13 protein-coding genes are annotated in these 13,198 nt (G+C 60.2%); 9 read left to right on the top strand and 4 right to left on the bottom strand.

Annotated elements, in window-relative coordinates:
* Window positions 1-193: 193 nt before the first annotated feature.
* The 8 genes from GPK94_RS06080 to GPK94_RS06045 all read left to right on the top strand — a co-directional run bounded on the left by GPK94_RS06080 (window position 194) and on the right by GPK94_RS06045 (window position 8,839).
* Entirely contained in the window at window positions 194-2,797 is a 2,604-nt protein-coding gene (locus GPK94_RS06080; RefSeq protein ID WP_215655062.1) for a response regulator, read from the top strand.
* A 125-nt stretch (window positions 2,798-2,922) separates the two neighbouring features.
* Window positions 2,923-3,315 (top strand): hypothetical protein, encoded by a 393-nt coding sequence (locus GPK94_RS06075; protein WP_101691515.1) that lies wholly within the window; start codon window positions 2,923-2,925, stop codon window positions 3,313-3,315.
* A 90-nt stretch (window positions 3,316-3,405) separates the two neighbouring features.
* Window positions 3,406-4,230 (top strand): purine-nucleoside phosphorylase, encoded by an 825-nt coding sequence (locus GPK94_RS06070; protein ID WP_101691514.1) that lies wholly within the window; start codon window positions 3,406-3,408, stop codon window positions 4,228-4,230.
* Window positions 4,231-4,241: 11 nt separating this feature from the next.
* Window positions 4,242-5,543 (top strand): amidohydrolase, encoded by a 1,302-nt coding sequence (locus tag GPK94_RS06065; RefSeq protein WP_101691513.1) that lies wholly within the window; start codon window positions 4,242-4,244, stop codon window positions 5,541-5,543.
* 12 nt (window positions 5,544-5,555) lie between these two features.
* Window positions 5,556-7,316: a polysaccharide biosynthesis protein gene (locus tag GPK94_RS06060; protein ID WP_215655060.1), complete on the top strand. Its 1,761-nt coding sequence runs from the start codon at window positions 5,556-5,558 to the stop codon at window positions 7,314-7,316.
* Window positions 7,317-7,353: 37 nt separating this feature from the next.
* Entirely contained in the window at window positions 7,354-8,142 is a 789-nt protein-coding gene (mazG, locus tag GPK94_RS06055) for a nucleoside triphosphate pyrophosphohydrolase (protein ID WP_215655058.1), read from the top strand.
* Window positions 8,143-8,214: 72 nt separating this feature from the next.
* Window positions 8,215-8,529: an HU family DNA-binding protein gene (locus GPK94_RS06050; RefSeq protein ID WP_328821073.1), complete on the top strand. Its 315-nt coding sequence runs from the start codon at window positions 8,215-8,217 to the stop codon at window positions 8,527-8,529.
* 70 nt (window positions 8,530-8,599) lie between these two features.
* Window positions 8,600-8,839 (top strand): RNA-binding S4 domain-containing protein, encoded by a 240-nt coding sequence (locus GPK94_RS06045; RefSeq protein WP_101691509.1) that lies wholly within the window; start codon window positions 8,600-8,602, stop codon window positions 8,837-8,839.
* A gap of 58 nt (window positions 8,840-8,897) precedes the next feature.
* On the opposite strand, the gene GPK94_RS06040 is transcribed toward GPK94_RS06045, so the two are convergent.
* From GPK94_RS06040 to yabP, 3 genes are all read right to left on the bottom strand, one after another.
* Window positions 8,898-9,347, bottom strand: coding sequence for a S1 RNA-binding domain-containing protein (locus tag GPK94_RS06040; protein WP_193538259.1), 450 nt, complete (start codon window positions 9,345-9,347; stop codon window positions 8,898-8,900).
* A gap of 50 nt (window positions 9,348-9,397) precedes the next feature.
* Window positions 9,398-9,673: a septum formation initiator family protein gene (locus tag GPK94_RS06035; RefSeq protein ID WP_180956719.1), complete on the bottom strand. Its 276-nt coding sequence runs from the start codon at window positions 9,671-9,673 to the stop codon at window positions 9,398-9,400.
* 496 nt (window positions 9,674-10,169) lie between these two features.
* Window positions 10,170-10,457 (bottom strand): sporulation protein YabP, encoded by a 288-nt coding sequence (yabP, locus tag GPK94_RS06030; protein ID WP_101691506.1) that lies wholly within the window; start codon window positions 10,455-10,457, stop codon window positions 10,170-10,172.
* Window positions 10,458-10,592: 135 nt separating this feature from the next.
* On the opposite strand from yabP, the gene GPK94_RS06025 reads away from it, so the two are divergent.
* On the top strand, window positions 10,593-11,582 hold the full coding sequence (locus GPK94_RS06025) for a biotin--[acetyl-CoA-carboxylase] ligase (protein WP_215655056.1): 990 nt from the start codon (window positions 10,593-10,595) through the stop codon (window positions 11,580-11,582).
* A gap of 67 nt (window positions 11,583-11,649) precedes the next feature.
* Here the strand turns inward: GPK94_RS06025 and GPK94_RS06020 are convergent, their stop codons facing one another.
* On the bottom strand, window positions 11,650-13,005 hold the full coding sequence (locus GPK94_RS06020) for a diguanylate cyclase (protein WP_215655054.1): 1,356 nt from the start codon (window positions 13,003-13,005) through the stop codon (window positions 11,650-11,652).
* Between the last annotated feature and the right edge of the window lie 193 nt (window positions 13,006-13,198).

Raw genomic sequence — 13,198 nt, 5'->3', positions numbered from 1 at the left:
AATCATTCATCCATAAAAGCGGCAGAGCGTCCCCGGAGCCATCGGCTCCGGGGACGCTTTCTTTTCCAATCCGGGACGATGTTGCCAGTTTTCGTGTAACCCGCTATAATAAAAGCATATTTGTTCCACGCAATTGGGCATGGCGGAAAGGCGGGAATGCAAGGTGGAGTGGAAGGGGAAAGAGAAGGAAATCATGCCATGGGAAGGCCGGGTGACCCTGGTTTCGGGTCTGGTGCTGGTACTCCTTCTCATTGCGTTCGTATTTATGACCATTCTGAACACCTATCGTCTGATGGAGCAGTTGGAGCAGATCTCCGAGCATCCCTTCCGGGTGCTGGACTCCGCCTCCATCCTGCAAAATGACCTGGAGCGGATACAGGTCTATACGGAACGCCTGCAATATAACAACGATCCCGACATGGTGGCCGAGGTCCGTGAACAGATCGAAACGATCTATTTGGAGGTGGAGGAGCATCTCCAGATAGTGGAAGAGCGCTATCTGGGAGAACATTCGGAGGTCGCCGCCCTGCGAGAGCAGCTGGAGCGGCTGAAAACAGCCAACGAACAGCTCTTCCAATATGCCGCCGCAGAGGAGCGCAGCGAATCCGAGATCGTTGCCTTCACACAGCAGGAGATCACATCCAGCCAGGCAGAGATGGAGGAGATCCTCTCGGGCATCATGGACTATGCCAGAGACCGTTTTGATTACTATTATAGCGCGGCGGGAGACATCCGTACCGAGGGTACGATCTTTGTCATCCTTATTACGGCCGCAGTGGTAGCGGTATTGAATTTTTACCGCACGCGGATCCGCCGGCAGACCAGAGAAATCCTGCGGCAGAACCGGCTCTTTGATCTGCTGGGCAGAACCGTGGATACCGTCTTCTTCATCAGCTCTCCCAGAAGCGGCCGGGAGGACTATATTTCCCCCAATGCGGAGCGCATTCTGGGCGTACCCGTGGAACAACTGATGAAAGACCCCTATGTCCTCAGACCCTATATTACCGAGAAGGAGCGGGAGAGCATTGCGGCCGCGCTGAAAGACGGCGGGGAGAGCTGTTGGAAGAGCACGGTGTGTTACCGCCATCCTCATACCGGTGAGGACCGGGATCTGTTGATTCAGGTCTACCGGGTATCCGGTGGAGGAAAAGAGGATGAGCCCCAGTATATCACAGTCTTTACCGACGAGACCCAGCTGCTGCGCACCCAGCGGGAGCTGGAGGAGGCCACCGCCCGGGCGGAGCAGGCCAGCCGGGCCAAGAGCGAGTTCCTCTCCCGCATGTCCCATGAGATCCGCACGCCTATGAACGGCATCATCGGCATGACCCTCATCGCGCTGCAAAAATCCGATGACCGGGAAAAGGTGGTGGAGTGCCTGCGGAAGATCAGCATGTCCTCCAAGCACCTATTGGTGCTCATCAATGACGTGCTGGACATGTCCAAGATCGAGAGCGGAAAGCTGGAACTCAAGCGGGAGCCCTTTGATCTCCGGCGGCTGCTGGAAGGCGTGGCGGATCTGGCCTATGGACAGGCGGCCCAGCGGGAGATCACCTTTGGAATGCAGCTGGTGGGGGATATGGATGAGCAGCTCATCGGCGATTCGCTCCGGGTGAACCAGATCCTGATGAATCTCCTCTCAAACGCGCTGAAATTCACGCCGCGGGGCGGAAAGGTTGCTCTGCGTGTGGAGCTGCTGGAGAGCAATGTCCAGACCCAGCAGATCCGCTTTGAAGTGCAGGACACCGGGTGCGGCATCGCGGAAGAGAACTTTGGAAAGATCTTTGAGACCTTTGAACAGGAGAGCGCCGGAGTGGCCCACCAGTATGGCGGGACCGGCCTGGGCCTTGCCATCTGCAAACGCTTTGTGGAGATGATGGGGGGCCGGATTGGGTTGAGCAGTACCCTGGGGAAGGGGAGCACCTTCTTTGTCCACATTCCCTTCCAGCGTGTGGAGAGTGCCGGTACACCGCCGCGGGAGGAGTACCGACAGCTGCGGGCTCTGGTGGCAGATGACGATCTGGAGAGCTGTGAGCACATCGCCCTGCTCCTGCGCAAGCTGGGCGCCCGGTGCGACTGGGTGGACAACGGCTATGAGGCCCTGGCCCGGGTGGAGCGCGCCCGGGATGAGAGCGATCCCTACGGTCTGGTACTGGTGGATTGGAAAATGCCCTTCCTGGACGGCGTGGAGACCGCTCGCAGACTGCACGGAGAGGCCCCGGAAACGGCGGTCGTACTCATCACGGCCTTTGATGAGGATGAGGTGCGGGAGAAAGCAAAGAACGTGGGTGCCCGGGATGTGCTGAACAAGCCGGTATTTGAGTCGGCTCTGGTGGACCTGCTGGACCGGCTGTGGTCGGAGCGGGGGGCCTTTCCGGCCCGGGAAGAGGGCCCGGCCGACTATGATTTCCGGGACAAGTGCATCCTGATCGTAGAAGATAACGATTTGAACCGGGAGATCGCCGTGGAGCTGTTGGGACCATCCGGCGCCCGGCTGGAGACGGCCTGCGACGGCCAGGAAGCGGTAGAGCGGTTTGCGGCCTCCCGTCCGGGACACTATGATCTGATCCTGATGGATGTGCAGATGCCCCGGATGGACGGATATGCGGCCACCCGGGCCATCCGCGCCATGGAGCGGCCCGACGGAAAGCGCATCCCCATTCTGGCCATGACGGCGAATGCTTTCTCTGAAGATGTGGAAAAGAGCCGGGAGGCCGGGATGAACGGGCACATCTCCAAGCCCATCGACCTGGCTGAGGTGTACCGCACCCTCTCTGCCGCACTGGGCGGCGGAATGTGAACGCCCCTTCCGGGAAGAATGAAAACTGTGTGCCTTTTCAATTGCTTTTTCCCACGTCATGGTGTAAAATGAGGAGAAATCAGACTTGAAAGCGCTGCGATTGCCGCGTGAAAGGAGACTTCCGCATGGACGAGCGTATGCAAGAATTCCTGGACCGAACGAAAGCGGCGGCGGCCACGATGGGAACAGCAGCCCAGGCGGCGGCGTGTTATGCCGGGAAAAAGACCGGGGAAGCCCTCGGCGCGGCCAAACTGAATATGAAGGCGCTGGAGTTGGAGCGGGAGTGTAAGGGCCTGCTGCGTGACATCGGAGAAAAGGTCTATGAGTCTCTCCAGACCGGGGAAGACCACAGCGATTTTCTGGAGGAGCGCATGGAAGAGCTGGAAAAACGCTACGCCCAGATCGAGCATCTGCGGGAGCAGGCTGCCGCGCTGCGGGATGTTAAGGTGTGCCCGGCCTGCGAAAAGCACTGCGGTTTACAGGATCGATACTGCAAACACTGTGGAGCGGTTCTATAAGAGACCAACCAACACAATCAAGAGGGGAGGACGCCGGACGGAAGTTCCGTCCGGCGTCCTGTTCCCCCATCCATTAGGAGGAATTGAACGATGAACTATACCTTTGCACAGTACCAGGAGAGCGCCGACTACATCCGCGGAAAGATCGGAGATTTTAAGCCCCAGGTCGCCATGGTGCTGGGTTCCGGTCTGGGCTTTATGGGCGATGTGGTGGAAAATCCCATCGTGGTCTCCTACCGGGATATCCCCCACTTCAAGGCGTCCACCGCGCCCGGTCACAAGGGCCAGCTGGTCTTCGGTACCCTGGAGGGACGCCGGGTGGCGGTCATGCAGGGCCGGATGCACCACTATGAGGGCTACTCCTACGAGGAGGTGTCCTATGCCGTGCGGGTGCTGCGTCTGCTGGGCTGCGACACCCTGGTGGTCACCAATGCCGCCGGCTGCGTGAACATGGACTGGAAGGCGGGCGACCTGATGCTCATCACCGACCAGATCAAGATCTTTATGGAGTCTCCTCTGCGCGGCGAGAACCTGCCTGAGTTCGGCGTCCGCTTCCCCGACGCCTCCAAGCTCTACACCCCCGCCCTGCGCCAGGTGGCCCGCAATGCGGCCAAGAACCTGGGCATCGAGCTGAAGGAGGGCGTGTATATGTACTTCCCCGGCCCGCAGTATGAGACCCCTGCCGAGGTTCGGTTTGCCCGCATCGCCGGGGCCGACGCGGTGGGCATGTCCACCGCGCCCGAGGTCATTACGGCCGGCCACTGCGGCATGCAGGTGCTGGGCTTTACCCTGCTGTCCAACATGGCGGCCGGTATTCTGGACCAGCCCCTGAGTGAGCAGGAGGTGCTCGAGGCGGCCGAGGCCTGCAAGGATAAGTTCTCCCGCCTGGTGCTGGAGTGCCTGAAGCAGATGTAAGGGGGCGCGGTATGAAGACCCTGATTTCCAATGTCCGTGCCGTGCTCATGGATGCGGCAGACACCGTTCTCTCCGGCGCCTTTGTGGCGGTAGAGGACGGCAAGATCTGTTCTGTGGGCACCCAGCGCCCCGACGGTCCCTTTGACCGGGAGATCGACGGTGGAAACAACGTCCTGATGCCCGGCTTCGTCAATGCCCACACCCATGTGCCCATGACGGCCATGCGTGGCTACGGCGACGGCAACAACCTTCAGGACTGGCTGGAGAAATATATTTTCCCCACCGAGGCCAGATGGGATGACCGGGCGGTAGCATGCTGCACCGATCTGGGCCTGGCCGAGATGATCGCCTCCGGCGTGACGTGCATTGCCGATATGTATATGCGCACCGGGGTTATCGCCCAGCGGGTGGCCCAGTCCGGCATCAGCGCCAACCTGTGCTGCGGCGGGGTGCTTTTCTCCGATACCTTTGACCCGGAGACCGACCATGAGTGCCAGGTGCAGCGTGCCCTGACCGAGGAGTGGCACGGCTACAACGACGGCCAGATCCGGATCGACGCCTCCATCCACGGGGAGTACACCTCCCGGGCCGACCTGTGGGAGTGGATGGCGGCCTATGCCCGGGAAAAGGACTTGGGCATGCACGTGCATATCTCTGAGACCCGCACGGAGCATGAGGCCTGCAAGGGGCGCCATAACGGCCTTACGCCCATCCAGACCCTGAACCAGTACGGCGTGTGGGATACCCGGGCCATCGCGGCACACTGTGTCTGGACCACCCCTGAGGATTGGGCCATCATGGCCGAGAAGGGGATCTCGGCCATTCACAATCCCATGTCCAACCTGAAGCTGGGCTCCGGCATCGCGCCGGTGTCCGCCATGCAGAAGGCGGGGGTCAACGTGGCACTGGGGACCGACGGCGTCTCCTCCAACAACTGCACCGATCTCTTTGCGGAGATGAAGCTGGCGGCCATTCTCCAGAACGGCGCCAACTGCGACCCGCTGGCCGTTCTGCCCGCACAGGCCCTGCGCATGGCCACCGCCAACGGCGCCGCCGCTCTGGGCCGCAAGACGGGGCGCATCGAGGCGGGCTATGACGCCGACCTTATCCTGATCAACTTTGACGCGCTCAACCTCACGCCCTGTCACGACGTGATCTCCAATCTGGTCTACGCCGCCCGTGGATGCGACGTCATCATGAATATGGCTCGCGGTCAGGTCATATACCAGAATGGTGAGTTCCTCACCATCGACATTGAGCGGGTCAAGCGGGAGGTCCAGGACTACGCCCTGCCCCTGCTGTTCCAAAAGTAAGGGGGAGAACCGTTGTCCAGTCAGCAGAAAAAAAATACCTTTTTCGGCGGTGTGGCCGTGCTGATGGTGAGTACCATCATCATCAAGGTCATCGGCGCCATTTATAAGATCCCGCTGGGCATCATCCTGTCCGATGAGGCCTACGGCGATTTTGGCGCGGCCTACAACATCTATTCCTTTTTCCTGACGATCTCTACCGCAGGCCTGCCCGTGGCCCTCTCCAAGACCGTGTCGGAGGCTAATGCCCTGGGGCGGTATAATCAGGTGCAGAAGGTCTTCAAGGTGGCTTTCTTTGCCTTCCTGACCATGGGCCTGTTCAGCTTTATCTGTATGTCGGTCTTTGCGCTGCCCGTGGCCACCTATGCCCTTCAGAACGAGAAGGCAGTGTGGTGTGTGGTGGCCCTCTCGCCGGCAGTGCTCTGTACCTGCTGCTGCTCGGCCTTCCGGGGCTATGCCCAGGGGCATATGAATATGATGCCGACGGCCATCTCCCAGGTCACCGAGAACCTCTCCAAGCTGATCATCGGCATGGGGCTGGCCCTCTTCATCGGCTCGCTGGCCATCCAGCCCGCCGATCTGGGCGACCGGATGATGGCGGTGGGCGCCATTGCGGGCGTGTCGGTGGGCAGCATCCTGTCGGTCTTTTATCTGTTCTTCAACCACCGGCGCACCAACCGGCTGCGCCCCGGTCCCTTTACCGACCGGGCGGACAGCTCCAAGGTGATCCTGGGGCGGCTCCTGAAGCTGGCCATCCCCATCACCATCAGCTCTTCCACCAGCGCCATTGTGACGCTCATTGACACCAACCTGGTCAACGGACAGCTTCAGAATGTGTTCCAGAGCATCCAGGACGCGGGGCCCACGGTCACCGAGGGCGTGCGCGGACTCTTTGACATCGGCAACAAGGCGGTCCTGATCCTCCAGCAGAACATGCAGGCGGCCCTGACCGATCCCAGCGTGGTCCCGGTGCTGGACTCTGCCCGCGGACTGTATGGCGCCTATCAGAAGTGTATGAGCATCTACAACCTGCCCTTCAATCTGATGGTGCCCCTCACCGCCAGCATCATCCCCGCCGTGTCGGCGGCCCGTGCCCGCCGCAATGACCTGGAGGCCCGGAAGGTCTCCGAGTCGGCTCTGCGCTTTGCCGCGCTCCTGGCCCTTCCGGCCGGCGCCGGACTCTTTGTCCTGGGTGAGCCCATCATCCGCCTGCTCACCGGCGGCAGCACGGACTACACCATTGCCGGTCCTCTGCTGTCCATCCTGGGCCTGGCGTCCATCTTCGTGTGCGTGCAGCTCATTGCCACCTCCATCCTGCAGGCCAACGGCATTGTGAACCTGCCCATCGTCACGGTGGTGATCGGCGGCGTGGTGAAGATCCTGGTCAACTATACGCTGGTGGGCAACCCCAACATCATGATCTACGGCGCACCGGTGGGCACCCTGTGCTGCTTTGCCATTGCGGCAGTGCTCAACCTGCTCATCATCAAGGCGCGGGTCCCCAGCGCACCCAGCTATACAAAAGTCTTTGTGAAGCCGGTCATCGCGGCGGCCATTATGGGCGGCGGCGTATGGGCGGTCTACGGAATGATGGAGCGCATCCTGGGCGGCGATCAGCTCAGCTTCCTGGGCAATGCCGTGGCGGTGGCCGTGGCCATCGGCGTGGGCGTGGTGCTCTATCTGGTGCTGGTACTGGCCCTGCGTGTGATTTCCAGGGAAGATTTGGAACTCATGCCTAAGGGAGAGAAACTTGCAAAGATTCTGCACATTCATTAAAATGAAGTGTGGGAGCTGTTGCAGGAGGAATGAAAATATGGTAGATTTTGAATACAAGCAGCACTATACGGTAAAAGATTTAGAAGAGATCGTGCGCATCCTCCGGGCACCCGGAGGATGCCCCTGGGATGCCGAGCAGACCCACGAGTCCATCCGCCGCAACTTCCTGGAGGAAGCCTATGAGGCGGTGGAGGCCATCGACGAGGGCAGCGCCGAGCACCTGCGGGAAGAGCTGGGAGATGTCCTGCTCCAGATCGTTCTCCACGCCCGTATGGAGGAGGAGCAGGGACGCTTCGACCTGGACGGTGTGGCGGATGGGATCTGTCAGAAGCTCATCTACCGCCATCCCCATGTCTTTGGGGATATGAAGGTGTCGGGCACCGGGGAGGTTCTCTCCAACTGGGAGGATCTCAAGCGCAAGGAGAAGGGCCAGAAGACCAACACGGATGCCCTCTCTGCTGTGGCCCGGAGCCTGCCCGCCCTGTGGCGGGCCGAGAAGGTCCAGAAGAAGGCGAAGAAGGCCGGATTTGACTGGCCCGATGTCTCCGGTGCGCTGGACAAGCTCTCCGAGGAGATCGAGGAGCTCAAGACCGCCGTGGCCGAGGGCTCCAACATCGAGGAGGAGCTGGGGGACCTGCTCTTTTCTGCGGTCAATGTCTCCCGTTTTGTGAAGGTGGACACGGAGCAGGCGCTCACAAAGGCCACCGATAAATTCATCGACCGGTTCCGCAAGGTGGAGGCCCAGGCCAAGGCCGAGGGACGCCCCATGGAGGAGATGTCCCTGGCGGAGCTGGACGCGCTCTGGGAGCGCGCGAAACACGCATAAAAGCGGGAGACTTCCGGCCCAGAGAGGGAACGGCGCGATTCGCGCGCCTGGAAGCCGCTTTTAGGATACAGGGTGAAACCCGCCCGCAACAATGCACAGGAGGAAAAAACCATGAATAAAACTGAACTCATCGCCGCCGCTGCCGAGAAGTCCGGCCTGTCCAAGAAGGATACGGAGAGCGCTCTGAACGCTGCCATCGACGTCATCACCGCCGCCCTGACCGAGGGTGACAAGATCCAGCTGGTGGGCTTTGGTTCCTTCGAGGTGAAGAACCGCGCCGCCCGTACCGGCCGCAACCCCAAGACCAAGGAGCCCATTGAGATCCCTGCCTCCAAGCTGCCCATGTTCAAGCCCGGCAAGGCCCTCAAGGACGCTGTTTCCAAGTAAGCATTGAAACGGATCGCGGCCCCGGGCATCTGCCCGGGGCCGCTGTGCAGCTGGAAGAGGAGGTATGCGGATGCGTCTGGACAAATGGCTGAAGGTCTCCCGTCTCATCAAGCGCCGTACCGTGGCCAATGAGGCCTGTGACAACCAGCGTGTCACAGCCAATGGCCGCCCCGTCAAGGCGTCTTACGACGTGAAGGAGGGGGATGTGCTGGAGCTGCGGTTTGGAGAGCGCACCGTAAAGGTGCAGGTCCTCACCGTGGCCGAGCACGTGGGTAAGGCTGATGCCCCCGCCATGTACCGGGAGCTGTAAGAAGCGCACCAGAAACAAAATATCCCGCTCCGGTAGAGCCGGAGCGGGATATATTTTTTTACTTTCGGCCGCCGCGGCGGGAACCACGCTTGTCCATGTAGCGCAGCTCAGAGAGCTTGCTGTCCGAAGCCTGCATGAACTGCTTGAGGCGATCCTCAAAAGAAGTGGGCTCCTGGGGAGCCGCACGGCGGAATCCGGCGCCTCCGCCGGCCGCCCGAGGGGCGCCATTGGGCCGTCCGCCGGGACGGGGACCACCGGCGGGACGGGGAGGAGGATCCATAGCCTTCTTGATGGAGAGATTGATCCGGCCGTTCTCGTCGATCCCGATGACCTTGACCTTGACCTCCTGTCCCTCCTTCAGATGGTCCTTGACATCACTGACATAGGAATAAGCGATTTCCGAGATGTGGACCAGACCGGACTTGTTCTCCGGCAGGGACACGAACGCACCGAACTTTGTGATACCTGTTACTTTACCTTCCAGAATCGAACCAACACCGAACTCCATACTGACTGAAATATCCTCCTTTAAGTTAAAACGGGGACACAAGGCCCGCGTCAGTCGGTGAACAGGATGACCTGATCGCCGGGAGCAGCCAGCCCAAGCTTGGTGCGGGCCATGTCAGCCTGACGGTCGGGATCGTCGCTGTTGTCTACGGCGTCCTGCAGATCGGCGTTGATCTGAAGCTGAGCATCCCGCTCCGCCTGCAGTGCGTCCCGCTCCGCCTGGGCGCTGAGAATCTGGGTGCGCAGATTGAGCAGTGCGCTTGCGGTGACCACCAACAGGGCAAACACGACCAGTTTGGTCAGAAATCCCGCCGGTTTTGTCTTCATGGGCTCCGCCCCCCTTTCGCTGCGCGGCCCCGCGGGGCACGGCATCATCCATTTCACCGATTAGTAGCTTTATTCTATACCATTTCCGGCGATAATGGAAGTTCTTTTTTGTGTTCTGTACTATTTTTTTACGGATCCGCCGCAGAAGGATCAGAGGAGAGACCGCCAGACGAAAGAGAATGCCGGCAAAATCAGCCATCCGGTAACCCAGAAAGAGAAACAGAGGACTGAGCAGCAGGAAGTAGCCGATGGCGCCGCCCAGTACGGCGGCCACCATGTAGAAGCGGAGGACCCCGCCGCCGGTATCCAGGGCGTGGAGGAAGAGGCCAAGAGTCACCAGAAGCCAAAAGAGAAAATCCAGCAGACCGCCCAGCCAGCGCCACCGGCACCGGCATCGGAGGATGCGGAAGCAGTCATACACCATCCCGGTCCCCAGGCCCAGGCCCAGGGCCGAGAGGAGGGCGGTGAGCTGGCCGGAAATGGAGACACCCATGGCTCAGCGGAACAGGCGGGCAAAGAGACCGCCCTGTGCATTCCGGCGTTCTTCGTAGGTCAGGGAGTCAATGCTGCCCTCTACTTTCAGATCGCCCCCGTCCAGACTGAGCTTTTCAATGTGGAGGTTTTCCCCCCGCACGATCAGAACGCCCTTGATGGTATCCATTACAATGCTGTTTTCGTCAAAGCTCTCCACCTCTTCCACGCCGGAGACGGTAAGCTGCTCCCGCCCTTCGAGAATGATGTGGTGGAGCACATCCGCACCGGGGCGTGCTTCGTCATATGCCATGGTACATCCCGCCTTTCCCAAATCTTGCTACTATGTATATGGAACGACAGGAGAGGATATGCCCGGGAGGGAGTTGACGTAAGTCCCTGCCAGCAGGTACAATGGGGGCAATGGAAACAAGAAGGAGGAACCGATATGCTCCGGGAAGATGTGCTGAAACTGCTGAAAGAGGGGGAGGGGCCCCAGTCCGGGGAGGAGATGAGCCAGCGGCTTGGAGTGAGCCGGGCGGCCGTCTGGAAGGCTGTGAGCGCCCTCCGGGACGAGGGCTATCTCATCTCGTCCGCGCCCAATCGGGGCTATCGGCTGGAGGCCTCTCCCGACCGGATCTCTGCGGGAGAGCTGGCCGGAAGTCTGGCGGGATGCGTTCTGGGCCGGGAACTAATATGCTTGGATACGGTGGACTCCACCAACAGTGAGATCAAACGCCGGGCGCTGGAGGGCGCCGCGGAGGGCCTGACCGTGCTGGCAGATCAGCAGACGGCGGGCCGCGGACGGCGGGGCCGTGGATTTGTCTCCCCGGCGGGGAAGGGGCTATATCTCTCGGTCCTCCTGCGGCCGGAGAGCGCCCTGCGGGAGCTGCTCTGGCTCACGGCCTGGACCGGCGTGGCGGTCTGCGATGCGGTGGAGGAGGTCTGCGGCTTCCGTCCGGGCATCAAATGGACCAATGACATCGTCTGGAATGGGCGGAAGCTGTGCGGCATCCTCACGGAGCTGGGGATGGAGGGCGAGGGCGTCCAGCCCCAGTATGTGGTCATCGGCGTGGGAATCAATGTCTCCCAGACCGCCGAGGACTTCGGGCCGGAGGTGGCGCCTCTGGCCGTGTCGCTGGGAGAGATCCTGGAACATCCACCCCGCCGGGCGGAGCTGGCAGCGGCGCTGCTCCGGTCGCTGGACACCCTGCGGGCGGAGTTTCCCCGGAGCAGGGAGCGCTATTTGGAGCAGTACCGGAGAGACTGTGTGACCTTGGGGAAAGAGGTGCGGATCCTCCGGGGCAGCGAGAGCTGGACCGGTGTGGCGGAAGAGATCGACGAGGATTTCCAGCTGGTGGTCCGCCGGAGCGATGGACGGCGGGAGATCGTCAACGCGGGCGAAGTCTCTGTGCGGGGCATGCTTGGTTATGTATGAGAAGAGCCGGCAGGCCGGAATTATTCCGGCCTGCCGGCTTTTGTATCGCATATCGCGGGACAGGAGCTCAGGGGAGGGAGTGGATGCAGATCCCATCCTTCCGGTGGTGTTTGACCTGATAGAGCAGCTGATCCGCCTGGACATACAGGGAAGAAAAGGAACGAGACTGGTGGAAGAAGAGTCCCCCAATACTCATGCCGGCCTGATGGCCTGTACAGAGGGTGGACAAACTCTTCCGATAGGCCTCACAGAGAGACTGGGTGCGAAGCTGAAAGACTTCAAGCTCGGAGAGGTTGGGGACCAGGACCACAAATTCATCCCCGCCCAGACGGGCACAGATGCCATCCGGGAAATGGGCCCGCAGCTGTGCCGCAGCCATCTGGAGTACCCGGTCTCCGGTCGCATGGCCAAAGCGGTCGTTGATCTGCTTGAAATCGTCCAGATCCAGCAGTAGGAAACCATAGGACGCCCGCTCTGCCGTCAGGAGGGCGGACATGCATTCCTCCGCACCCCGGCGGTTATAGATCCCGGTCAGGAAATCCCGGATGGAATTGTCCTTCAGCAGGGTTTGATAGGCCACCCGCTCCGAAATATCCACCAGGACGCTGATGATCGCGGGGCGCCCTTCTTCTGTGACGATCTTTCGCCCCACGTCATGGACCCAAAGATAGGAGCCGTCTTTTTTGCGCAGGCGGTATTCCACATCGTACTTGTCACTGGCGGCAAAACTATCCGCGATGGCCCGGATCACGCCGGGGAGGTCATCGGGGTGGATCGTGTTGGCGATCTTTTCCTCTGTGTCGGCGCAGAATTCCAAATAAGTATAGCCCAACATATCCAAGGCGTGGTCGTTGATGATGTAGAGGGGAAAATCCGGCTCCAGATAGCCGCCCATGATGCCGCCCGGTACGATTTCATTGAAGAGCTCGGCGAGTTTGCTCTGGGAGTCGGCATTCATTTTTTTCAGTTCCTGAGCGGCGTAATGGAGCGGGAAAAATTCCCGCTCCTGCTGAATGGGATTGGCGCAGGACATGTGCAGGCTGAAGGCCCGGTATTTGCCCTCCTCGGCCCGAAAGCCGGCCGTAAGACGGGTGGAAAAGTAGGCGCGGCCCTCACCGGGGACCTCGGCGGAAACCTCGATTTGACAGAGGCAGCTGTAAATCCCCGGGGCAACTTCTTTTTCCCAATAGGAATGGATCTGATAATGATTGGGGTTTGGTTCCGAGTGCAATTCCTCCTGGAGCAGGGCGGCAAATTCGGCCCGGCCATGGGCTTCCTCGTGAACACCGGTTCCAAGACTGTAAATATCCTCTGTGACCTGGGCAAGGGCGGCATCCAGATCGCGGCGGACAAGATAGGCGTCAAAAAACGCGCAGAGAGACTGATATACGGGGGAGGAGGTCGATAAGTTGGTTCCCAGCATGATATGGCTCTCCTAATAATGAATGGTAGATGCGCGAAACGCAAGAGTTTATTTACAATTATACTAAATACAGATAGGAAAAGCAAGTTTATATGGAAGGTCGGGAAATGGGAAAGCAAACTGCCTGCACGGTTACTGCCTCCATACGATCTTGCGGGACCCCAATCTAGGAAATGCAAAAAATGCCGCCCAG

The organism is Pseudoflavonifractor sp. MCC625 (genome assembly GCF_018784545.1).
Lineage (GTDB): Bacteria > Bacillota > Clostridia > Oscillospirales > Oscillospiraceae > Pseudoflavonifractor_A > Pseudoflavonifractor_A gallinarum.
This window is presented reverse-complemented; position numbering and strand designations above follow the sequence as displayed.